This is a genomic window from Streptomyces atroolivaceus, assembly GCF_000717025.1.
In the GTDB taxonomy this organism is placed as follows: Bacteria; Actinomycetota; Actinomycetes; order Streptomycetales; family Streptomycetaceae; genus Streptomyces; species Streptomyces atroolivaceus.
Genome location: NZ_JNXG01000009.1, coordinates 85,799 through 106,911 on the forward strand (window position 1 = coordinate 85,799; position 21,113 = coordinate 106,911).

At 71.3% G+C, this 21,113-nt stretch carries 17 protein-coding genes; 10 read left to right on the forward strand and 7 right to left on the reverse strand.

The features are described 5' to 3' along the window. Positions 1 to 97 precede the first annotated feature (97 nt). Entirely contained in the window at positions 98 to 1,165 is a 1,068-nt protein-coding gene (locus OO67_RS18990) for an Lrp/AsnC family transcriptional regulator (RefSeq protein WP_033301913.1), read from the reverse strand. 210 nt (positions 1,166 to 1,375) lie between these two features. Here OO67_RS18990 and OO67_RS18995 point away from each other — a divergent pair, with 210 nt between their 5' ends. The 7 genes from OO67_RS18995 (at position 1,376) to OO67_RS19030 (ending at position 10,721) form a co-directional block, all read left to right on the forward strand. After that, positions 1,376 to 2,944: an ABC transporter substrate-binding protein gene (locus OO67_RS18995; protein WP_033301915.1), complete on the forward strand. Its 1,569-nt coding sequence runs from the start codon at positions 1,376 to 1,378 to the stop codon at positions 2,942 to 2,944. Beyond that, entirely contained in the window at positions 2,944 to 3,939 is a 996-nt protein-coding gene (locus OO67_RS19000) for an ABC transporter permease (RefSeq protein ID WP_033301916.1), read from the forward strand. The genes OO67_RS18995 and OO67_RS19000 overlap by 1 nt, the downstream gene beginning before the upstream one ends. After that, positions 3,939 to 5,777: a dipeptide/oligopeptide/nickel ABC transporter permease/ATP-binding protein gene (locus OO67_RS19005; protein ID WP_033301917.1), complete on the forward strand. Its 1,839-nt coding sequence runs from the start codon at positions 3,939 to 3,941 to the stop codon at positions 5,775 to 5,777. The genes OO67_RS19000 and OO67_RS19005 overlap by 1 nt, the downstream gene beginning before the upstream one ends. After that, positions 5,774 to 6,565 carry an ATP-binding cassette domain-containing protein gene (locus OO67_RS19010; RefSeq protein ID WP_033301920.1) on the forward strand — a complete coding sequence of 264 codons (792 nt, stop codon included), beginning with the start codon at positions 5,774 to 5,776 and terminating at the stop codon, positions 6,563 to 6,565. The genes OO67_RS19005 and OO67_RS19010 overlap by 4 nt, the downstream gene beginning before the upstream one ends. Continuing rightward, the gene (locus tag OO67_RS19015) at positions 6,562 to 7,803 is read left to right on the forward strand and encodes an amidohydrolase (protein WP_033301921.1); all 1,242 of its coding nucleotides are present in this window, start codon (positions 6,562 to 6,564) and stop codon (positions 7,801 to 7,803) included. The genes OO67_RS19010 and OO67_RS19015 overlap by 4 nt, the downstream gene beginning before the upstream one ends. Before the next feature lie 435 nt (positions 7,804 to 8,238). After that, positions 8,239 to 9,150: a MerR family transcriptional regulator gene (locus OO67_RS19020; protein ID WP_033301923.1), complete on the forward strand. Its 912-nt coding sequence runs from the start codon at positions 8,239 to 8,241 to the stop codon at positions 9,148 to 9,150. A gap of 557 nt (positions 9,151 to 9,707) precedes the next feature. Continuing rightward, positions 9,708 to 10,721, forward strand: coding sequence for an RHS repeat domain-containing protein (locus OO67_RS19030; RefSeq protein WP_341864645.1), 1,014 nt, complete (start codon positions 9,708 to 9,710; stop codon positions 10,719 to 10,721). Positions 10,722 to 11,298: 577 nt separating this feature from the next. Here OO67_RS19030 and OO67_RS19035 read toward each other — a convergent pair. Then, on the reverse strand, positions 11,299 to 11,607 hold the full coding sequence (locus tag OO67_RS19035; protein ID WP_033301926.1) for a hypothetical protein: 309 nt from the start codon (positions 11,605 to 11,607) through the stop codon (positions 11,299 to 11,301). Between the two features lie 144 nt (positions 11,608 to 11,751). On the opposite strand from OO67_RS19035, the gene OO67_RS19040 reads away from it, so the two are divergent. Next, positions 11,752 to 13,809: a sensor histidine kinase gene (locus OO67_RS19040; protein WP_051709548.1), complete on the forward strand. Its 2,058-nt coding sequence runs from the start codon at positions 11,752 to 11,754 to the stop codon at positions 13,807 to 13,809. A 151-nt stretch (positions 13,810 to 13,960) separates the two neighbouring features. Continuing rightward, positions 13,961 to 14,632 carry a response regulator gene (locus OO67_RS19045; protein ID WP_033302207.1) on the forward strand — a complete coding sequence of 224 codons (672 nt, stop codon included), beginning with the start codon at positions 13,961 to 13,963 and terminating at the stop codon, positions 14,630 to 14,632. Positions 14,633 to 14,718: 86 nt separating this feature from the next. Here OO67_RS19045 and OO67_RS19050 read toward each other — a convergent pair whose 3' ends face one another. Together OO67_RS19050 and OO67_RS19055 are read right to left on the reverse strand one after the other, a co-directional pair. Next, a complete protein-coding gene (locus tag OO67_RS19050; protein ID WP_033302208.1) occupies positions 14,719 to 15,768 on the reverse strand; it encodes a methyltransferase in 1,050 nt (349 codons plus the stop codon). Between the two features lie 206 nt (positions 15,769 to 15,974). Beyond that, a complete protein-coding gene (locus OO67_RS19055) occupies positions 15,975 to 17,015 on the reverse strand; it encodes a hypothetical protein (RefSeq protein WP_033301928.1) in 1,041 nt (346 codons plus the stop codon). A 335-nt stretch (positions 17,016 to 17,350) separates the two neighbouring features. On the opposite strand from OO67_RS19055, the gene OO67_RS19060 reads away from it, so the two are divergent. Then, positions 17,351 to 18,043: a hypothetical protein gene (locus OO67_RS19060; protein ID WP_033301929.1), complete on the forward strand. Its 693-nt coding sequence runs from the start codon at positions 17,351 to 17,353 to the stop codon at positions 18,041 to 18,043. Between the two features lie 48 nt (positions 18,044 to 18,091). Here OO67_RS19060 and OO67_RS19065 read toward each other — a convergent pair whose 3' ends face one another. The 3 genes from OO67_RS19065 to OO67_RS19075 are packed head-to-tail and all read right to left on the reverse strand — an operon-like array spanning position 18,092 to position 21,095. Next, positions 18,092 to 18,943: an ABC transporter ATP-binding protein gene (locus OO67_RS19065; protein WP_078598100.1), complete on the reverse strand. Its 852-nt coding sequence runs from the start codon at positions 18,941 to 18,943 to the stop codon at positions 18,092 to 18,094. Further along, on the reverse strand, positions 18,940 to 20,055 hold the full coding sequence (locus tag OO67_RS19070; RefSeq protein ID WP_051709550.1) for a FecCD family ABC transporter permease: 1,116 nt from the start codon (positions 20,053 to 20,055) through the stop codon (positions 18,940 to 18,942). Before OO67_RS19070 ends, OO67_RS19065 begins: the two co-directional genes overlap by 4 nt. Then, positions 20,052 to 21,095 carry an ABC transporter substrate-binding protein gene (locus tag OO67_RS19075; RefSeq protein WP_033301930.1) on the reverse strand — a complete coding sequence of 348 codons (1,044 nt, stop codon included), beginning with the start codon at positions 21,093 to 21,095 and terminating at the stop codon, positions 20,052 to 20,054. Before OO67_RS19075 ends, OO67_RS19070 begins: the two co-directional genes overlap by 4 nt. Positions 21,096 to 21,113 lie beyond the last annotated feature (18 nt).

Consider the following 21,113-nt stretch of genomic DNA (forward strand, 5'->3'; position numbering starts at 1 on the left):
GGACCGGGGGCGGTGTGCCGGAAAGCGCAGCTGCGGGCTCGGGGAGGAGCGACTCGGACGGGACCCGGAGGGAGGGGGCGGTTCGGACGGGGGTGGTTCAGACGATCGGGTGCCACGGGTCGACCGGGACGCAGCCGGTGCTGCGGCCGTCGTCACCGAGCAGGCGGCCCATGCGCTTGATCCAGCGCAGGTTCACGGCTCTGTTGCGTACGCGCACGGAGGTGATCCGCGCGGCGGCCTGGACCTCGTAGCGGCCGAGGTCGTCCAGGGCATGCAGCCACACCACGCTCAGCAGGTTCGCCTCGGCGGACACCGACGCCGCCATACGCGTGTTCCGAAGGCGGCTCAATTCGTCGCCCGCCGCCATGAGCTGGGCGGGCGGTACGGACATCCAGAGCGTCGCCGAGCTGCGCCAGCCCGCGTACAGGTGGGCGGCGTCGCAGCGCAGCACCGCTCTGCCGCCCTGGAGCAGAGAGTGCAGCGACCGTCGCACCGTTGACTCCGGACGGCCCAGTTCGGCGGCGATCGAGGTGACGGAGCGGCGGCCGTCCTCGGCGAGGACGCGCAGCAGGACGCGGTCCTCGGGCGTGAGCGTGGCCGCGACGGCGGTGTGGACGCCACTGTCCTCGGTCTCCGCCAGGTCGCGCCTCTGGTCGCGGGAGAGGGAGTCCATGCGCCACTCGCTGCCGTCCCGGTGCACGTGCTGCACCAGGTGGGTGCGCGTGGCGGTCACCGCCTCGATACGGCCGAGGGCGAGTACGTACCCGCTCATCGACGGCATGGTCGCCGTGGCCACCGTCAGGAGCAGGTCGCAGGATCCCGCCACCAGTTCCACGCTCATCGCCTGCGGGTGCCGGGCGAGCCGGTCGGCCAGGGCTTCCCGGGCCTGCGGCACGCACGACACCTCGATCAGGGCGAGGGCGCCGTAGGTGACTTGGGAGGGAGACGCGTAGCAGGTGACCCATGCCTCACCGGAGTCCCGCAGCCGGGACCAGCGGCGGGAGAGCGTTGCCGCGTCCACGCCGAGCGGACGGGCCAGCTGCGCCCAGGGGGCGCGGGGCGCCATCTGAAGGGCGTTGACGAGGGCGAGATCGAGTTCATCGAGTGTTCCCCGGGACGGGGTGGTGGCGGCCCTGGGGCGGACGGGCCCTGCGGATTCATGCATGCGATCACCTTTCCGATGCGGATTCTTGCAATTGCGGGGCCGGGAGGGAAGTGGCCTGTTCTGTATGCCGCAACAGACCGCAGCACTGCCCGCGCTCCCGGACCTCGGCCTGGCCCAGCCCACGGCCCGTCCAAGTCCCCGTCCCGTGCCAGTCCTTCGCCCCTCCCAGCCCTCGGCCCCTTCTCGGTTCTCAGTCCTGGAGAGTCCTCCATGCCCCGTTCGCGGTTCCTCTCCGGCGCCATCACGGTCGCCGCCACCTCCCTCCTGGCCTCCGCCTGCACCACCGGCCCGACCGGAGGTCCTTCATCGAGCGGCGACAAGGGCCGGGCCACCGTCAAGGTCGGATTCACCTCCGACGTCACCTCGTTCGACCCGGCGAAGGGCGCGGGCTCGACGGACTACGCCCTCACGTCGTTGCTGTACCAGCCGCTGATCGGCCAGGACGACGGCGGTACGTTCGTCGCCGGCCTCGCCGACACCTGGACGTCCACGCCGACGAAGACCTCGCTGACTCTGAAGAAGGGCCTGACCTGCTCCGACGGGTCGGCGCTCACCCCCTCGCAGGTCGTCGCCTCGCTGAAACGCTACCGGGCGCACTCGGCCGGCGCCCTGCTGACCTTCGGCGCAGCGAACACAGGGGAGAAGACCACGATCACCGGCGACGAGGCGGCCGGCACCGTCACCATCACCACCGCCACCCCGTGGGGCGAGGTCCTCGCCGGCCTGTCCGGCACCGCCGCCGGGATCGTCTGCAAGGCCGGCCTCGAGGCGGGCGCCGCCGCGCTCGCCCAGGGCGCCGTCGAGGGCGCGGCCACCGGACCGTACGAAATGGTGACGGCACGGCGTGGCGCCTCGTACGAACTGCGGCTGCGCAAGGGATTCAAGGCGTATCCGCGGTTCGCCTCGATGCCCGCGGGGGAGCCGGCCGACCGCCTGCGCGTCCAGATCTCCAAGAACGAGTCGACCCTCGCCAACCAGCTGCAGACCGGCGCCCTCGACCTGGCCCCCCTCACCGGCACGGACGCCACACGGTTCACGGGCAACGACACCTTCACGGTCGAATCCGCGCCGTTCATCCGCAACTACATCGCCTTCAACCAGCGCCCCGGGCGCCCGGGCGCCGACCCGAAGGTCCGCAAGGCGATCGCGCAGGCGGTCAGCGTCAAGGCGTTCAACAACGTCTTCGGCGGCACCGGGCAGCCCCTCACCTCGTACGTGGACGAGAAGGCGGCGTGCGTCTCCACCGACGGCTCCCTGCTGACCAGGACGGACACGGCTGCGGCGAAGCAGGTCCTGAAGGGCGTCAGCATCAAGCTGGAGGGGTCCAACGCGGTCGCCGGCGGCGCAGGCAACTCCTACGTCGCCGAGGCCCTGCGCGCCGCCGGTGCCGAGGTGAAGCTCACCAACGCCGACAACGCCGCCTGGGCCACCGACGTCACCGCCAACCAGGGCGACTGGGACGCCACCGTCTTCCCGCTGATCAGCGGCACCCTCGCGCGCGGCGGCACCTACTTCCTGGGCCCCGAACCAGCCAAGGGCGGCCTCAACTACGGCGCGGTGAAGAACGCGGCTTACGCAGAGAACTATGCCGCCGCCACCTCCACCACGGACCGCAACGCCAAGTGCGCCGCCTGGCAGAAGGCCCAGGAGGCGCTGCTCAAGGCCAACGACGTGATCCCGCTGGCCACGGTCGACGTGCACTACGTCGCCCGCAGGGGCGTCGCCTTCGCGATGCCGGGCGGGTCCCTCTCCGTCTCCACGCTCCGGGTCACCGGCTGATGGCGGCGGCACCGGCCGTCGGGACGGCCGCGGGGACCGGGCGCTCCGCGCGGCTCGGCCCCTGGGGCGCCTTTCTCGTCCGGCGTCTCGTCGGACTCACCGCCGTCGCGGTCACGCTCGTCGCCGGCACGTTCCTGATGGTGCAGCTCATCCCGGGCGACCCGGCGCGCGTGGTCGCCGGCGCCGAAGCGACCCCCGCCGACGTGGAGCTCGTCCGCCACGACCTCGGCCTGGACCAGCCGCTGCTCGTACGGTTCGGCACGTACACGAGCGGTCTGCTCCGCGGCGACATGGGCACCTCCTTCCAGACGCAGGAGCCCGTCGCGGAGATCATCGGCGGCCGCCTGCCGTTCACCGCCGAGATCGCGCTTCTCGCCGTCCTCGTGGTGCTGGGGCTCGCCGTGCCGATCGGACTGGCCGCCGCAGCACGCGGCAGCCGCCGCACCGACGCTTCGTTCACCTTCGTCACCGGGACGGTCGGCGCCACACCCGAGTACATCATCGGCACCCTCCTCGTCCTCGGCTTCGCCGTCGAGCTGGGCTGGTTCCCGGCGGCGGGCGCCGAGACCCTCGTGTCGATGGTGCTCCCCGTCGCCGCCCTGGTGCTGCCGGCCACCTGCGTCATGGCCCGCATCGTGCGCAGCGAGGCCACCCACGTCCTTGCCCAGGACTACATGCGGACCGCGCGGGGCCGCCGCCTGCCGCCCCTGCGCCTGTACGCCCGGCACGCCCTGCCCAACCTGCTGACCGCCACGCTCACCCTCGGCGGGCTGATCCTCGCCGGGCTGCTCGGCGGCACGGTCGTCGTCGAGTCCGTCTTCGCCTGGCCCGGCATCGGGCAACGCGTCGTGGAGGCGCTCCTCGTCCGCGACTACCCCGTCATCCAGGGCTGCGTCCTGATCCTGGGGCTGCTCGCCGCCCTGCTCAACCTGCTCGTCGACCTCGTCCTCGCGCTGCTCGACCCGCGCACCCTGGCTGGAAAGGGAGGCCGCTGATGCGCCGCATCCGGTGGAACGCACCCCTGGTCGTATCCCTCGCCGGCCTCGGACTGATCGTCGTCCTCGGCATCGTCGCACCCTTTCTGCTGGAGGAGGAGGCGACCGCGCTGAGTGGTGCCGCCCGCGCGCACGTGAGCGCCGGACACTGGCTCGGCACCGACGTGCTCGGCCGCGACGTACTGGCGCGGACGCTGGTCGCCACCCGCCTGACCCTGGAGATGACCCTCGCCGCGACCGCGATCGCCGCGGTCGCCGGCATCCTGCTCGGCACCGGCGTCTGGGTGTCGGGACGGCGTGTCCGCGAGCTGGGCCTGCGCCTGATCGACGTGATGATCTCCTACCCGGCGCTCATCCTGGCGCTGGTGATCGCCACGGTCCTCGGGACCGGGCCCGTCGCCTCCGTCCTCGCGATCGGCCTGGGCGGCGCCCCCGCCTTCGCCCGCCTCACGGCGAACATGGCGGCCTCCGTGGCGCAGCGCGACTTCGTGACGCAGGCGCGCCTGATGGGCGTACCGCCGTACCGCGTGCTCGTCCGGCACCTCCTGCCGAACATCTCCGGGCCACTGCTGGTACTGCTGTCGGTGGCCTTCGCGAACGTGCTCGTCGCCCTGTCCGGCCTCTCCTTCCTGGGGGTCGGCGTGCAGGCACCGGATTACGACTGGGGCGCGCTGCTCAACTCCGGCCTGCAGTCCCTCTACACCAACCCCGCCGAGGCGATCGGCCCGGCGGTGGCCATCACCGTCACCGGCGTCCTCGCGGGCTTCGTCGGCGACGGCCTCGCCGCAGCGCTCGATCCCCGCGGTGGGAGGGCGAAGGCCGCAGCGGTACGTCCCACCGCCGTGGCCACGCCCTCGCACCGGGCTCCCGCCGACGCCCTGGTGACGGTGGACGGCCTGGCCGTCGTCCTGCCGGACGGCACCCGTCTCGTCGACGACGTCTCCTTCCACGTCATGCCCGGCGAAGTCGTCGGCCTGGTGGGGGAGTCCGGCTCCGGCAAGTCACTGACGGCCATGAGCGTGGCCCGGCTCCTGCCGGAGGGGCTGTCCGCCCACGCGGCGGAACTGACCCTGGACGACCTCGATCTGGCCGGCCCTGAAGCCGATCCCAAGCGTCTGGCGACCGAGATCGGCATCGTCTTCCAGGACCCGTCGTCCTCCTTCAACCCCGCGCTGCGGATGAGCGGTCAGCTCACCGAGACACTCCGCGTGCACCAAGGTGTGCGCGGCGCCGATGCGGACCGGCGGGCGGTCGAGGCCCTGGAGCAGGTACGGATCACGGAACCCGCCCGGGTCATGAAGCAGTATCCGCACGAGCTGTCCGGCGGCATGCGGCAGCGCGCGATGATCGCCGCCGCGCTGCTGCCGGGTCCGCGGCTGATCGTCGCCGACGAACCGACCACCGCCCTCGACGTGACCGTCCAGGCCGAAGTCCTCGACGTCCTGAAGGACATCAACCACCGGCGTGGCACGAGCGTGCTCCTCATCTCCCACGACATCGGTGTCGTCGGCACGGTGTGCCACCGGGCCGTGGTGATGTACGCGGGACGTGTCGTCGAGGAACTGTCCGCGGCCGACCTGCGGGCGGGCCGCGCCCGGCACCCGTACACGCGGGCGCTGCTGGCCGCGAGCCCGCGACTGCGGGACAGCGGCAGCGGGGAACGCGCACCGCTCGCCACGATCCCGGGCCGCCCGCCGGCGCCCGCCGGCCGGCCACGGGGCTGTGGCTTCACCGACAGGTGCCCGGTGGCGATCGACGTGGTCTGCGCGACCGAACGACCGCGTCTGATCGACGACGTGGCCTGCCATGCCGTACGACAGGAGGTACAGGCCGGATGACCTCATCCCCGCACAAGCTGGCCGTCGAGGAGCTGACCCTCACCTTCGGCCACGGCCGGCGCGCGAGAACGGTGCTGCACGGCGTGTCCACCGGGGTCCGGGTGGGGCAGACCCTCGGCCTGGTCGGCGAGTCCGGCTCCGGAAAGTCGACGATCGCCAAGGCGATCGTCGGCATCCACCCGGCCCGGGCGGGCCGGATCCTCCTCGACGGGGAGGATCTCACCCGCCTGAGTCGGAGGGAGCTCGCCGCGGTGCGCCGTCGGGTGCAGCTCGTCTCCCAGGACCCGTACGCCTCGCTCAACCCGCGCATGACGATCGGTGAGGCCATCGCCGAGGCCGTCGACCCCGTGCGCGCCGACGCCAGGAAACACGCGGCGACGGTCGAGCGATGGCTGGAGACCGTTGCGCTGGACGGCTCCGCGGCCGGAAGGTACCCACACGAGTTCTCCGGCGGCCAGCGCCAGCGCATCGCCGTGGCCCGTGCTCTCGCCGTGGAACCCGAAGTGCTGATCGCCGACGAGATCACCTCGGCGCTGGATGCTTCCGTACAGGCCGAGGTGCTCAACCTCCTCGAGGAACTACGGCGATCCCTGTCCCTGACGATGATCTTCATTTCCCATGACCTGGCCGTCGTCCGCCATGTCAGCGACGAGGTCGCTGTCCTGTGTCAGGGCGAACTGGTGGAGCAGGGCCCGGTGCGGGACGTCTACCACGCCCCACAGCACCCCTATACGCGCCGTCTCCTGGCGAGCGTGCCGGCATTCGAAGAGAAGGAGGAATCGGCATGAACACACCGACCGCCGTCGCCCGCCTCACGCAGGAGATCACCGCCGGCTTGCGGGCCGCCGCCCTGGAGGACTTCTACCAGGACCTCCACCGCCACCCGGAGCTCGCCTTCCAGGAGCACCGCACCGCCGCGAAGCTCGCCGCGCGGCTGCGGGCCGCCGGCTACGACGTGACGGAGGGCGTCAGCGGTACCGGGGTGGTCGGTGTTCTCATCAACGGCGACGGTCCTAGCGTGTGGCTGCGCGGCGACATGGACGCACTGCCGGTCCAGGAGGCCACCGGTCTGGAGTACGCCTCCACCGTCGACGGCGTGATGCATGCCTGCGGTCACGATCTCCACGTCACGTGGCTCGCCGGAGCCGCCGACGCGCTGGCCGCGGCCCGCGCCAGATGGTCGGGCACGCTCGTCGTCGTCGGGCAGCCGGCCGAGGAGTCCGGCGGCGGGGCGGCGGCCATGGTCGCCGACGGGCTGCACACCCGCTTCCCCCTCCCCGACGTGGTGCTCGGCCAGCACGTCGCGCCCGGCCTCGCCGGTTTCTACCCGCACACGCCGGGCCTCACCATGTCGGCATCCGACGACATCGACGTCGTCGTGCACGGCGTCGGCGGTCACGGCTCCCGTCCCGAGTCGACGACCGACCCGGTGGTGACGGCCGCCTACATCGTCACGCGCCTGCAGACCGTCGTCTCCCGCGAGGTCGCGGCGGCGCACTCGGTGGTCCTGACGGTGGGACAGTTCCATGCCGGCACGAAGCACAACATCATCCCGGCCGAGGCCCGGCTCGCCCTGAACCTGCGCACCCAGGACGCGACCGTGCGCGACCGCGTCCTCAGAGCCGTCCACCGCATCGTGGAGGGCGAGTGCCGGACCGCCGGCTGCCCGACCCCGCCGGAGGTCACGGTCCGGCCCGGCTACCCGAACACCGTCAACGACACCGTCCTCGACGGCGAGATCGCCGCCGTGCACCGCGAACTGTTCGGACCGCCCACGGTGCTCGACTTCGGGCCCGCGATGGGCAGCGAGGACTTCTCCCTCCTCGCGCCCGAGGGCGTGCCCTACGACTTCTGGTACGTGACGTCGACCCCGCCCGCGGTGTGGGACGCGGCCCCCGGAGCGGACCTGGCCGAGAAGATCGGCAACGTACCGGGAAACCACAGCCCCCTGTTCGCGCCCGACCTTTCGGTGCTCCTGCCCGGTGTCCGGACACTGGTGTCGGCTGCGCTGAGCCGACTGGGGTGAGCGACCTGGCCACGACCGAGCTGACCTCGGCAGGAACGACGAGGCCGTCCCGGCTGCCTGGTTGGCCGGAACCCGTTACGCCGCGACCCTCGTGGCCCGGCTGGACGGCGAGCGCGGCCCGGCGCCGTCCGCACGCACGTACCGGATGTGCGGGCCTCGGGCGGATGAGCCGAGCCGGTCAGGCGAGACTGAGGCCGCGCAGGCTGCCCGCGCTGTCGTTCTCGCTGACCCGCTGGTGATCACCGCCGGGCAGCGCGGTGACGGTCCGCAGTCCGATCCGGTCCTGAACGCGATCGGGGGCGCCCCGGCCTGGTGCCGGCCGGCCGGGAAACCGCCCGCTGCGGGTGCGAGGCGGTGTGCATGGGGTTGCACCTTCCGTAGCGGCATGTGGTCCGGTGTACTCACGTCCCGATGCCTTGAGGAAGGTCCCTGCTCATGCATTCGTCCTTCATGCCACCCCGCCAGGTCAAGATCGGTGACGCGGCGGCCTTCGCCGGCACCACGCCACGGGCGATTCGCCATTACCACGAGATCGGCCTGCTCCCCGAGCCTGAACGCGGCGGCGACGGCCGCCGCCGCTACGGATACGAGGACATGATCCGACTGCTGTGGATTCGCAAGATGGCCGATGCCGGGATCGCCCTGGACGACATCCGTGACGCCTTGACCACCGGCACGGCTTCCGCCGGTGCGCACAGCGGAGACGGTATCGCGGGCATCCTGGAGCGGTTGGAGGAAACCCTCGCCGAGCAGGAGGCGGAACTGCGGCGGCAGCGGACCGCTGTGCGGCGGATGCGCACCGAGGGCAGCCGGATGGGCCTGCTCTCCGACTTCGTCACCGACCGTCTCAAGAGCCTGCCCGAGGGCTCCCTGCGTCAGGCGGACCTGGACACTCTGCTGATCACTGAGCGGATCTTCGGCCCGCTCGGCGCGGCGGTCCAGGCCACCCGCTTCGTCGTCCTGGCCACGCATCCCGCTCTGCGGGAGGACTCCGACCGCGTCGATGACGCCGAGGAGGCACTCGACGACGGTGTCGCCGTCGATGATCCGCGGGTGGCTCAGGTGGCCGTCGAGCGGCACGCCTTCGAAAGCGCCCTGCAGGCCGTCATCGAGGAGTCCGGCCTGGGTGAGGACGACGATGCCCTCTTCGACGCCTGGGACACCTTGCACCCTGCTGCCGCCGATGACGGCGAGGGCGGGGCCGACCTCAGCCCTGGCAGGCGGGAGGCCGACTCCATGAGCGTGATCGAAGCCGCCCGCACGATGCCCTACGACTTCTCCCCGGCCCGCCTGCGCTGCATGGAACTGGCCGAAGAGCTCTCCGCCCAAGACTCACCCGCCACCTGAACAAGGCCTGGCCGGCTCGGGTGAGGCAATGGACAGGCCTTGCCGACCGCGCTGTGCTCACCCTCACAAGAACTGCTGTTCCATCAAACACGTCTTGACGTACGGTGCTGAGTCGCGTCGAGTACGAGGGAGGGGCCGAGGAGCAGGCAAGGACGGCGCTCGCCGAACGGATAGGCGAGCAGAGGGCGGGGGATGGCGATCCGCGGGACCTGGTCGGCGAGTTGAGACGGTCCGTCCTCCTGGTTCCGGTCGACGGCGGCGGACTGTGGTCGGCGTGGTCGGGTGGGGTGCGCTGGGTGTGCGGATTCACCGACGAGGCGGCGCTTTCCACTTCACCGCGCCGCCCGGCAGCGGACCGGGAGGCGACGGAACCGCCTGGCTGTCGGAAGTGACCGAACGCAGCGGCCACACGATCCACATCGACCGCGGCGAAGACGGCATGCCGCTGGCCCTGGTCCACTCGGCGGGTCACCGGATGAAGCCGACCGCTTGCCGACGGCCTGGTCACCGCCCTGGCTCTGGCCGGCGCCGGCGAGAACGGCGCCGACCTGCCCCTGATGGCCTACGGCTACGAGGACGGCAATCTCACCAACGTCACCAAGCCCTCCGGCGCCACCACCACCTACGTCTACGACGACCGCCGGCGCGTCATCGCCTGGATCGACTCGAACAACAGCCGCTACGACTACCTCTACGACGACCGCGACCCGACCGCGACCGCGACCGCGTCGTGGCGGAGGGCGGCGAGGCCGGCCACGTCAAGAGCGGCTACATGGCTCCCGCGGTGCAGGTTCGATGAGGCGGCATTCACCATGAGACTTACCCTGGACGGCAACTGGAGGGCGACGGTGACGGACAGCGCCCTGCGCATCTCCCCGCGCTTCGACTTCCGGAACCAGTGTGTGCGCGTCGCGGAGTACACGGACGTGACGGAATGGCAACAGTCCCTCGGAGACACCTTCGGCAGCCAGGAGTGGCTGTGGGACGACCCCGACGAACTCCGTTTCGACCCGGACGGCCGGGAACTGGTCGGTGCCGGGTTCCGCCTGCCCCACGAGGCCGCCGACACCGAGGACTGTGCCCGCGTTCCCGCCACTCCCGCCGTCCGTCCGGGCGGACTGCGCGCCCAAGAGGTCCGGGACTTCCGCCTGGAGGTGACCACCGAACTCTGCCGTGCCCCGGAGGACGCCGTACTGACCTGTCTGCGTGACATCGAGGTCCTGGACGAGCCGCTGGAGGCACGCATCGGGATCGCCCCGGACGTGGCACTCCTCGTTCAGGACGGGACCGTCGTCGGCTGGAGCCTGACCGACCCGGTCCGTTACGTGACCACCGGGTTCGCCGCCCCCGACCCGGCTCCCCCCGCCCCGTCCACCCGGCTCCTGTTCACCACGTGTATGGACCTCGTCACCACACCGTGGCTGGACGCGGTACGGCGCCGTGATCCGTCCGCCGTGTCCGACCTGCGGCAGCTCGACCGCAGCCTGCGCGACCAGCGTGAGGACCGGAACCGGGCTGACGCGCTCCTCGCTCTGATCGGCGAACTGGTCGAGGACTACGGAAGCCGGTGACGGTCGGCCGATGGCCGCGCTCCATGAGCCTCGGCCCGATGACCGGGCCGCGCTTTACACCGGATCCGGTCGACCGCGGTCCCGCTCTGCTGGACACGGCGGACGCCGTGAAGGGCGGAGGGCACCTGGTGTCCACGTGATCGGCCCGGAGAGTCCCTCGGCGGTCACATCGACGATGGGCCCGTGGCCGGCTACGGGCCGGTCGGTGCACGAGCAGTTGCCAGGCCATCGAGTCACCGAAGACGGCAGATGTCCAGCGAAATGCGGGAAGGTGCTTCCGAACGTCGTGCGAAGCGATCCGTGTGGTCGGTGCAGTTCACCACTGAGACGGCGGAATTGATATCGGAGTACCCGTCGTCCGCGGAACATGCTGTCCGGTTCGGTGTCTGGCCGCTGACGCCGGCGGGGACCGCGGGTATCGCGTCGGGGGTCTCGGTGTGGCCGGCAGAGTCACAGGCTGTGGCGGTGACCGCGCCGGCAAGACGAGCGACGACAGGACGGCGGCGGCCCGCGACGAGTGGTGGTGGGGCGTACTTCCGCAGATCCGAGGGTTGTTGCCGATGAGAGGCGCGGGTGCTCATGCGTCGATTTCCTGGTCGTGTTGCCGGTGGTCGGCGCGTGTGCCGCGGAAGGACCTGATAACCCGGACTGCCTGCGAGCCGAGTGCGGCGAACACGAGGCCCACGCTGACCGTGAAGACATACGAGGCCCATGTGCTGCCGGCGCCCGTGGCCGATTCCAGTGCCGCGAGCAGTTTCCCGCCCACGGGATAGGAGAATGCGGCCAGGAGGGCGATGAGCCAGAACGGCCCGCGCTTGAGCGGCTTGGCCGTGACAACGATCGCCAGAAGGGCGATCAGGGCGATGATGACGTCGGTTCGATCCATGTGTTGATCGTCTCGCCCCGATCGGGCTGCGGCGTCTACCACCAGGAGGAACGCCGTCTAGGCCGACAGACCTAGAGGGCCGGTGCGACCTCCGGACCGACCGACGCGAAGCCCGGCACCCTGCACGGCTCTACACTCGTACCGATGGGAAAGACTCGGCGCCTGCTCCTGCCAGGCGTCTTCGCGGTGACACAGCTCCTTCTGTGGTTCGTCGCCGTCCCGACGCTGGAAAAGCCCCCGGGTCCCACGACGTGGATCACCGCTTTCACCGCCACGGCCCTCACCACGCACGCGCTCGAACGACGGAACCGGACACCGCTTCCCGCCCTCGGCCAGATTCTCGCGTCGTCCGTACTGGTGCAGGTCCTGGCACCGCCCGACACGTTGAACCTGGTGGCAACTGTGGCGGTCCTGACGGCGCTCTACTCCGTCACCGCTCGGAGCGACTGGATCACCGGCGTGGGTGCGACCGTCGCCGCCGCCGTCGTGCAGCTCCTGCTGGACACCGCTCAGCACGGATCGGGGAGCGCTCTCGCCTTCGACTGGCTTCTCACCCTCGGCCTGTACCTGCCTGCCTCCGCTCTCGGCGCCGGCCGTCGGCACTGGCTGCGGGAACGGCGCGTGACGAAAGAGCGGCTGACCGGTGCTGAGCTGGAGCTGAGGCAGGCCGTCGACACCGAACGGAACCGGCTCGCGCACGAGTTGCACGACATCAGCGCACACCACCTCACCTCTGTCGTGGTGTCCGTGGAAGCCGCCCGCAGGCTCGGTGGCACCAGGCCCGAACTGACGACGGAAGCTCTCACCTTCGCCGGCCGCACCGCGCGGGAGACCCAGGTGGCGCTACGACGGCTCGTGGCAGTCATGCGAGAGGACGAGGTGCCTGCTCCCCAGTCGATGACTGCTTCGATCGAGGGCCTGATCGCGGGCTTCGGCAGACTGGGCCGGCCCGTCTCCGTCTCCCTCCCCGCCGAGCTCGCCGGTCCGGCGGCGGAGGCTGCTCACGGCATCATCCGGGAGGCTCTGACCAATGCCCTGCGCTACGCGCCGGGTGCCTCCGTCGGCGTCCGTGCGGAGTGGGCCGGGGAAGCGTTGCACCTGACCGTCGACAACAGCAGGCCACCCGGCGGTATCAGCGGCGACAAGCTGGGCATCGGCTCCGGCCGCGGTCTGGACGGAATGCGCCGGCGTGCCGCAACGACCGGCGGGCAACTGTCCGCGGGGCCCCGCCCCGACGGGGGCTGGCGTGTGGAGGCCCTACTGCCCGATGCCCGGTCCGCACGGCGGCCGGCCAGGGGACGACGGCGCAACTTCACGCGTGAGCAGCGGATCGCGGACGGGGCGGTCTTCGGCTCGGTCGCCGTGGCGTCGTCGGGCTACGCCCTGGAGAAGGTGGCGGAGGCCGGCCACGGAACCTCTGTCTGGCTGCTGCTCACGCTGTTGTCGACCGTTCACGCGCTGCCGCTGCTGTGGCGCCGGCGAGCCCCTTGGACGGCCCTCGCCGTGATCGCGGCCACCACCCTCGTATGGCCGGCGCTGCTGGGGACCGGCGCGCTGCCGCCGTCCGTCGCGAACTGTCTCCTGGGCGGCGGACTGGCCGAGCTGGGGGCCGTCTACGCTGTCGCGGCTTACGGCCGCGTCCTGAAACCGGCTTCCACGCCTGCCCGACGGCATGGCCGGCCCTCGACCACACAGGTGACCTATCCGCCCGGTCACCGGCTGTCGTACCTCTCGGTTCCCGCAGCGGTCCTCTCCTTCGGTGGCTCGATGACGGCTGCCTTCGCCGCCGACGGGTCGCTGCTCGGGGAACCGGCCGGCCCTGTCCTCCTGTTGTTCCTTCTCGCCGTGGTGCTGTTGTGGCTCGGCCTGCTGTTCACGGCGGCGTGGTGGGCGGGGTGGCTGATGCACATGCGGCGCAGGCGGGTGCTGGTCCGCGAGGACGTGGTGCTCACAGGCCTGTTGTCGAGTACGAGGGACCTTGTCCACAGTGAGCGGCAGCGAGTCGCCGGCGGTCTGCAGGAGAAGGTGCTCCGGCAGACCACTCTGGTGATCTCCTCGGCGGAGGCGGGCAGTCTGGACGACGTCGCCGCAGCCACGAGAGCGACCCTGGCCGCGATGCGTCAGCTGCTCGGGAGCCTGGATGCCGGTAAGGCGCCGCCGGCCCCCCGGAGGGTCACTCCACGGAGCGCCCCTTCCTCGTAGGGGCCGGGCAGCGCGATACCCGTCTGGGCGGGCGGGCGGAAGCAGCGGCCGTGGGTGCGTACGCCCGGCCGGCCGGCCTCCGCTCGCGGCGGGCCATGGGAGAATGCGGCGGGGCATCGGGCCCCTCATGGGCGAGCAGAGGAGACGGGCCATCGGTATCCGTGTGCTGGTCGTGGATGATCAGGCGATCGTTCGCGCCGGCTTCGCGGCGATTCTGGCGGCTGAAGCCGACATGACTGTGGTCGGCGAGGCCGCGGACGGGGACGCGGCAGTAGCGATGGCAGCCGAACTCACCCCCGACCTGGTGCTGATGGACATCCGCATGCCGGGCATGGACGGGCTGACGGCCACCCGGCTGATCACACGCCACAGCAGTCGCACCAAGGTCCTTGTGCTCACCACGTTCGACCTCGATGCCTACGTCTACGACGCTCTGCGTGCCGGATCCTCCGGCTTCCTGCTCAAGGATTCCGAACCGGAGGCCCTTCTGACCGCGATCAGGGTCGTCGTCTCCGGTGACGGGGTCCTCGCACCCGCGGTCACGGGACGTCTGATAGCGGCCTTCGCCCACGGAGCCCCGGTGGCTCCGGAGATCAGCGGAGCCCTGGACAGACTCACCCACCGCGAACGCGAGATCATGGCTCTGGTCGCCACGGGCTTGAGCAACACGGAGATCGGCGAGCGCCTGGGGCTGGCCATGGGCACGGTGAAGGCCCATGTGAGCGCGGTACTGAACAAGTTGAGCCTGCGGGACCGCGTTCAGGCGACCATCTTCGCCTACGAAAGCGGACTGATCCGCCCGTCGGGGGCGGCGACTCCCTGAAGGTTCCGACGTGCCAGGCTGCTTGTTCGTCCTTACGATCCCGGCGAACTGCGGTGTTCTGACCGGCCGTCAGGACGGCCGGAGCGTCAGGCCGGCCGGAGCGTCAGGACGGAGACACGGGACCCGGATGACGTCGTCGTGGTCAGCGTCAGTCCGGCTCGCTCGAAGAGGTCGCCGAACTCCTCGAGGCTGCGCTCCCGTCCGGTCGACAGTGCCATCATGTTGAGGTCCATCAGCGGCTCGAGGCCCGGCGTGCCCACCTTGTCGACGAGGAGCTCCATCACCAGGACGCGTCCGTCGGGATCGAGGGCTCTCCGGCAGTTGCGCAGAATGCGTACACAGGAGTCGTCGTCCCAGTCGTGCAGGACGAACTTCAGCAGGTGCACGTCTCCGGACGGCACCTCGTCGAAGAAGTCCCCGCCGACGAAGGTGAACCGGTCCGTGACGCCGAGGCTCGCCGCCGAGGCGTCCGCCTCGGGGCCCACGTGCGGGAGGTCGAGAACCACGCCGGTCAGTCCGGGATGCCGCCGCATGAGCGTCTGGACCAGGTTTCCTCCTGCGCCACCGACGTCCACGGCGACCCGGACACCTTCGAGCTCGATCACGTCCGCCAGTGTGCGGGCCAGGCCACGGGTCATGGCCGTCATGGCGTTGGTGAAGATCTCGGACTCTCCCGGGACGGCGGCGAGCCAGTCGAAGATGGGTGCGCCGAGGGCGGCCTCGGTCTGAGGGCCGCCGGTGCGAATCGCGTCCGCCAGCCGCCCCCACGGCAGCCAGTGAGACTCGGCCCCGCCCCACAGCGCCAGGTCCCGCAGGGAACCCGGGGCGTCGGAGCGCAAGGTGTCGAGCAGGGGCGTACTGGTGAACCGCTTCCCGTCGGTGGAGGCGGCGAGGCCGAGGGAGGCACACGCCCGCAGGAACCGGAAGCTCGATCCGGGGTCCAACGACTCCGCAGCAGCGACCTCCGCAGGGGTGGCACCGTCGCCGTGCAGGTGGTCGGCGATACGCAACTCGGCGGCAGTGCGCACCACTTGGGTGACCCAGTATCCCGTCATCATCTGGAGCATCCGCCCCGTGTCACCCTCGGGCTGTTCGGCGGAACCCGCCGCGACGAAATCGTGCTCGAACAAGGTCATGTATTCGAGCATGTCTCCCCGGAGGCGCTCCGACGTCATCCGCCGAGAGGAACGTCAACTAGGTCGCTGGACATAGGCCCGCCGTGGGTGACACGCCCCTGCTCCCACGGATGCGCCGCTCCCTCCGGCGGACGCCATCGACGGTCCCGTACGACAGCGGGAGTCGGCCGGTCGGCGACGCCCCGAGCCGAAGGAGACGGCGGATTTCAGGAGGCGACCCGCGCGCGGGCGCCGCGCTCGTCGTTCTCCGGGGTGCCCTCCCGGTTCTTCCGCTTGGGGGCGGCGAGTTCCGTCTCCTGGTGGCTGTAGATGCCGATGGGCTTGGGCGTCGTCTTCTGCTTGCTCTCCGTCACCTTCGCGCGGGTGCGCACCACGGCGTAGAGGTCGGAGTCCGTGGCGGAGCCGGCCTTGTGCTGCTCGTACTGCTCGGGGGAGATGTACTTGGCCTTGAAGACCCGGAGCACGGCCTCCGCGTCGAGCCCGCCCTTCACCACGACCTCCTGGGACGCCTTGGCGAAGTTCTCCGCGCTGCCGCCGCTGTTGCCGAAGACGGCCGCCAGCTGCTCCGGGTCGGTGGTGTCGTAGACCCTGCCTTCGGTGACCCTGGCTCCGTCGGGCAGCCTCACCTTGGCGATGCGTGACTCGTTCTCCGCGGCCCAGGCCGCGGCTGTCTTGAGGCTGCGGGTGAAGGAGACCCAGGACGACTTGACCTTCGCCCTGCTGCCGGCGCGGATGTGGTCGGCGGCGGACTTGGTGACGTCGTTGCCGATCGGCGGGCGCAGCCCGTTGCGCAGGGGCAGCTCCTCGGGGCGGAGCGTGCGGTAGAAGACGTTGGGGTCCTCGCTCTCCGAGTCGCCCTCGGATTCCGCGTGGACGTCCCGGTAGCGGGGCATGATGGTGCGCAGTGCCCGCTCGGACAGGCTGTCCCGCTCGTCGGGGTGCGCGGCGCGCAGGCGGTCCAGCTCCTTGGTCTTCTTGGCCCGCAGCAGCTGGGTCGCGAGCGCGACGCGCTGCTCGGGGGAGAGGCCGTCGGTCTCCACGGACTGCTTGGAGCGTGGGTCGGTCACAGCGACCCGCTGGACCACGGGGCCGTGGGTCTTGACGACCGCCGCGTTGCCCGCGGCGCGCTGGAGGGAGAGCAGCGCCTCGGGGCCCGGCGGAAGGGTGCCCGGCCGCGGTCCGCGCGCAGGCCCCGGCCGCCCGGCGGTCTGTGCGCTTCGTTGTGCTCGGCGCCCCTGGGCGTACATACACCACTCCTTGGATGAATCAGCTTCCGCGAAGCGTATCGGGCCTCTTCGTGCCCCGAACACCCGGTTCCGCCAGGCACATTGGGGGCATCGGACCGAAGTGACCGCAGTGCCCGCCCTCGGAGGGTGGCCGGGCCGACGGGCGCTCAAGGGGGCCGCGGCACCGCTGTCCGGTCGTCGCCGGGGTGCCGAAGGACTCCTGCCCCACGCCTATGCGGATTGCGTGGGAACTCCGTGCGGCCGACGACGCAACGTGAAGCGCCCCGCCTCCATGAGTCTCCCACTCGCCAAGTATCTTGATCATTGAAATACCTTGGGTACGAGAGGAGTGCAAAGTGTTCTCGCTGGTCTTCGCGGTGCTCGCGGCCGCGCAGTTGGGCCTGGCCGTAACCGCAGGGCGCCACTGGCGGGCGTCGCCGAGCCTGTTGGCCGCCGTGCCGACCCTGGTGTGCTCCGCGCTGGTGTGGGACAACGGCATGATCGCCGTGGGGAGCCTGACGGGAGCCGGGCCCCTGCTGCAGGGGTTGAACGTCCCCCGTTTCGCGCTGCACGCCCTGCTGACGCCCCTTCTCGTGCTCTGGTCGCTGGCGGCGGCGAACCACGCGGGGGTGCCTTGGGCGCGGAGGAAGGGAGTGCGTGGCGCGGCCGTCGGCCTGACCGTGCTTCTGATGGCGGCCGGCGCGCTCCACGACATCTTCGGGCTGTCGCTGCGCGCTGAACGCTGGGCGGACACCCTGCGCTACGTGAACGACGCGGCGTCACCGACGGGCCCACTACCGGCCATCGTCACCGGACTGGTGGTTCTCGCCACCGGGATCGTGTTGTGGCGGCACACCGGGTTCGCCTGGCTGGCGCTCACGGCCGCCGTGATGGTGGCGGTCTCCGGAGCGGCTGCCCAGGTGCCCGTGCTCGGCAATGCCGGGGAGGTCGTCCTGAACGTCGGGCTGCTGCTGACCCTCCGCAGGTTCCGGCCCCAGGGGAGCCGTGACGCCGTCGCCGCCGCCGGGCCGAGGGCCGGCACGCTCTGAGCCGGCCGGCGCCCGGCGTCGGCAGGACCGACGTCGCCTGATGTGGCGTCAGTCACCCGCCCGGGCGGCCCCGGGGGTGCGTACGGCCGAGCGGTCCTCGCCGTCGCGGCTCCGGCCGTGCCCGGTGTCTCCCGGGAGGAAGGTCACCTGCGGGGCGCCCGTGAGCGGGTGGACGGCGACCTCGCTCGCCACCCCGTACACCTCGGCCAGCAGCCGGGGCGTGAGCACCTCGGCCGGCGGGCCCGAAGCCGTCACCTCGCCGTCGCGCAGGACGTAGAGGCGGTCGCAGTAGTAGGCGGCCAGGTTGAGGTCGTGCAGGGCCACCAGGACCGTGGCGGGCAGCCGCCGCAGCGCGCCGAGGACGTCCAGCTGGTGGCGGATGTCGAGGTGGTTGGTCGGTTCGTCCAGCACCAGGAGCGAAGGGCGCTGCGCGAGGGCGCGAGCGATGAGGACACGCTGCCGTTCCCCACCGGAGAGCCGGTCGAACGGCCGGCCGGCCAGCTCCGAGACGTGCACCGTGGCGAGTGCCTCTTCGATCAGGCGGGCGTCCTCCGCCGTGTCGCCGGAGAGCAGCCGCTTGTGCGGCGTGCGTCCCATCGCGACCACCTCGCGGACCGACAGGTCGAAGTCGGTGCCTGATTCCTGCACCACCGCTGCCACACTCCGGGCCAGCTGCCGCACCGGCAGCGACCAGGCATCGGCGCCGTCGAGGCGGACGCGTCCCTCGGCGGGGCGCAGGACGCGATAGACCGCGCGCAACAGGCTGGACTTGCCACTGCCGTTGGGGCCGACCAGGCCGATGACCTCGCCCGGGTGAGCGGTCAAGGAGACATCCCGTACCAGTCGACGGGCTCCGGCCGTGAGAGTCAGGCCGTCGACGGCCAGCTCGCCCGCGGTCATGCCACCCCCTCCCCGGCGGCCCGACGTGCGTCGCGTCGCATCAGCCACAGGAAGAACGGCCCACCGCACAGCGCGGTCAGCACGCCGACCGGGATCTCCATCGGCGCGGCGACGGTGCGCGCCGCGATGTCGGCCCAGACGAGGAACACCGCCCCGCCGAGCGCGGCCGTGGGCAGTACGCGGCGGTGGTCGCCGCCTACGAACAGCCGTACGGTGTGCGGAACCATCAGGCCGACGAACCCGATCGGCCCGGCTGCCGCCACCAGTACCCCCGTGACGAGGGACAGCAGAACGAACATGCGGGCCCTGAAGCGGGCCACGTCCAGTCCCATGGTGGTCGCGGCCTCCTCGCCCGCGAGGAGCAGGTTCAGGTTGCGGGCGTGCAGGAGAAGGACGGCGATGCCGACCAGCAGGGCCGTGCTCGGCAGCCACAGGGTGCCCCAGCTCACTCCGCCCAGGCCGCCGAGTGTCCAGGCCAGCACCGCACGGGCCTCGTTGCCCCGGTCGGTCGTCAGGAGCAACAGGTCCAGTACCGCTGTGAGTACGGCGGCGATGGCGACGCCGGAGAGCACGAGCCGGACCGAGGTGATGCGGCCGCCGGTGCGGGCCGTGGCGTAGACGAGGATCAGCGCCCCCAGCGCGCCGGCGAACGCGGCGACCGACAACGAGACCGGCCCGAACAGGGTCACCCCGAACACGATCACCGTGACGGCGCCGAGGGACGCCCCGGAGGAGACACCCAGGAGGTAGGGCTCAGCGAGCGGGTTGCGTATCAGGGCCTGCATGGCGGTCCCCACCACCGCGAGCCCGGCACCGGTCACGGCACCGAGCAGAACACGTGGTGCGCGTACGTCCAGGACGATCGTCTCCCGGGCCCGTGACCAGTCGGGCTCCGACGGGTCCGCGCCCACCGCGTGCGTCACGATGCCCCACACCTGGCCGGGCGGCACGTGCACGGAGCCGATCGCGAGGCCGGCGGTGACCGAGGCGAGCAGGAGCACGGTGAGGATCACCAGAGCGGCGGTCGGAGTTCCCGGACCCTGCCGCCCGGCGTCGAAGGGCTGATGCCGGGCGGCCGGGTCCAGGGGGGTGTCCGTCGCCGGGGACGTCACCGGAAGCTCCCGGGGTGCAGTGCGCCCGCCAGGTCCCCCACCGCGTACGCCGACCGGATGCCGACCAGGGTCGCGGTCAGTGGCAGCACGACGAAGCGCTCGTTCTTCACCGCGGGTACGTCGGCGAGGGCCGGCTGGGACAGCAGGAACTTCTTCTTCTGCCCGACGCTTCCGGCACCCGCGTAGTCGTAGATCGCGATGACCTCCGGCCTGCGGTCGACGACCTGCTCCCAGGAGACGTCACCGAAGACGTCGTCGAGGTCCGCGAAGACGTTCCTGCCGCCGGCCAGCCGGATCAGCTCGGTGCCGAGGCTCTTCCCGCCCGCCGTGAAGGCGCTCTTGTCACCGCTGTCGTAGACGAAGACGGGCACCTCCGGTTCGTCCCCGACGGCGGAGGCGGCCCGGTCGACGTCACCCCGGAGACCGGACACCAGCTCCTCGGCCCGTCCGGGGACTCCGAAGATCCTGCCGATGGTCCGGATCTCCTCGTAGGTGTCCTCCATCGTCACCTGCTTCTTCCCGCAGTACTCGCGGTTGAGGTAGGTGTTGATGCCCGCGCCGGCGAACGCCTCGCGTGAGCGGCCCTCCTTCTCGTCGAACGCGCTGCCGTAACCGCCGTAGACGAGATCGGGTTCGGCGTCCAGGACGGTTTCGAACGACGGTTCCCTCTCCGCCAGTTCCGGTACCGCTTCGAAGTCCTGCTTCAGCTCGGGGAGGACCGCCGAGTCGGGGAACGCCGTGCCGACCATGCGGGACCTCAACCCGAGGGCGAGCATCAGCTCCGCGGGGTGCTGGTGGACGGTGACCACCCGCGCCGGCGGCTCCTCGTACGTCGTCTTCACCCCGCAGTTGTCGACGGTGACGGGAAAGCCCTCGATCGGCGCAGCCGCGGCCTCGGGACCGCGCGTGGTCCCTCCGGAGGAGCCGCAGCCCGCGGTCAGCAGGACCGCGGCCAACGCGGCCGCCGCTGCCGTGGCGCGCAGCGTGCGCGCCCGACGGAGGGAGGAGACCTGGGGGGAATGGGACATGCCGTTGTACACGTGAAGCCTCCTGGGGAG

Bases quoted from the DNA above. Each gene is read 5' to 3' on its own strand.
- OO67_RS19030 (WP_341864645.1), top strand. From the start codon at position 9,708: ATGGCCTACGGCTACGAGGACGGCAATCTCACCAACGTCACCAAGCCC.
- OO67_RS19000 (WP_033301916.1), top strand. From the start codon at position 2,944: ATGGCGGCGGCACCGGCCGTCGGGACGGCCGCGGGGACCGGGCGCTCC.
- OO67_RS19065 (WP_078598100.1), bottom strand. From the start codon at position 18,943: ATGACCGCGGGCGAGCTGGCCGTCGACGGCCTGACTCTCACGGCCGGA.
- OO67_RS19015 (WP_033301921.1), top strand. From the start codon at position 6,562: ATGAACACACCGACCGCCGTCGCCCGCCTCACGCAGGAGATCACCGCC.
- OO67_RS19035 (WP_033301926.1), bottom strand. From the start codon at position 11,607: ATGGATCGAACCGACGTCATCATCGCCCTGATCGCCCTTCTGGCGATC.
- OO67_RS19005 (WP_033301917.1), top strand. From the start codon at position 3,939: ATGCGCCGCATCCGGTGGAACGCACCCCTGGTCGTATCCCTCGCCGGC.
- OO67_RS19050 (WP_033302208.1), bottom strand. From the start codon at position 15,768: ATGACCTTGTTCGAGCACGATTTCGTCGCGGCGGGTTCCGCCGAACAG.
- OO67_RS19020 (WP_033301923.1), top strand. From the start codon at position 8,239: ATGCATTCGTCCTTCATGCCACCCCGCCAGGTCAAGATCGGTGACGCG.
- OO67_RS18995 (WP_033301915.1), top strand. From the start codon at position 1,376: ATGCCCCGTTCGCGGTTCCTCTCCGGCGCCATCACGGTCGCCGCCACC.
- OO67_RS18990 (WP_033301913.1), bottom strand. From the start codon at position 1,165: ATGCATGAATCCGCAGGGCCCGTCCGCCCCAGGGCCGCCACCACCCCG.
- OO67_RS19040 (WP_051709548.1), top strand. From the start codon at position 11,752: ATGGGAAAGACTCGGCGCCTGCTCCTGCCAGGCGTCTTCGCGGTGACA.
- OO67_RS19010 (WP_033301920.1), top strand. From the start codon at position 5,774: ATGACCTCATCCCCGCACAAGCTGGCCGTCGAGGAGCTGACCCTCACC.
- OO67_RS19055 (WP_033301928.1), bottom strand. From the start codon at position 17,015: ATGTACGCCCAGGGGCGCCGAGCACAACGAAGCGCACAGACCGCCGGG.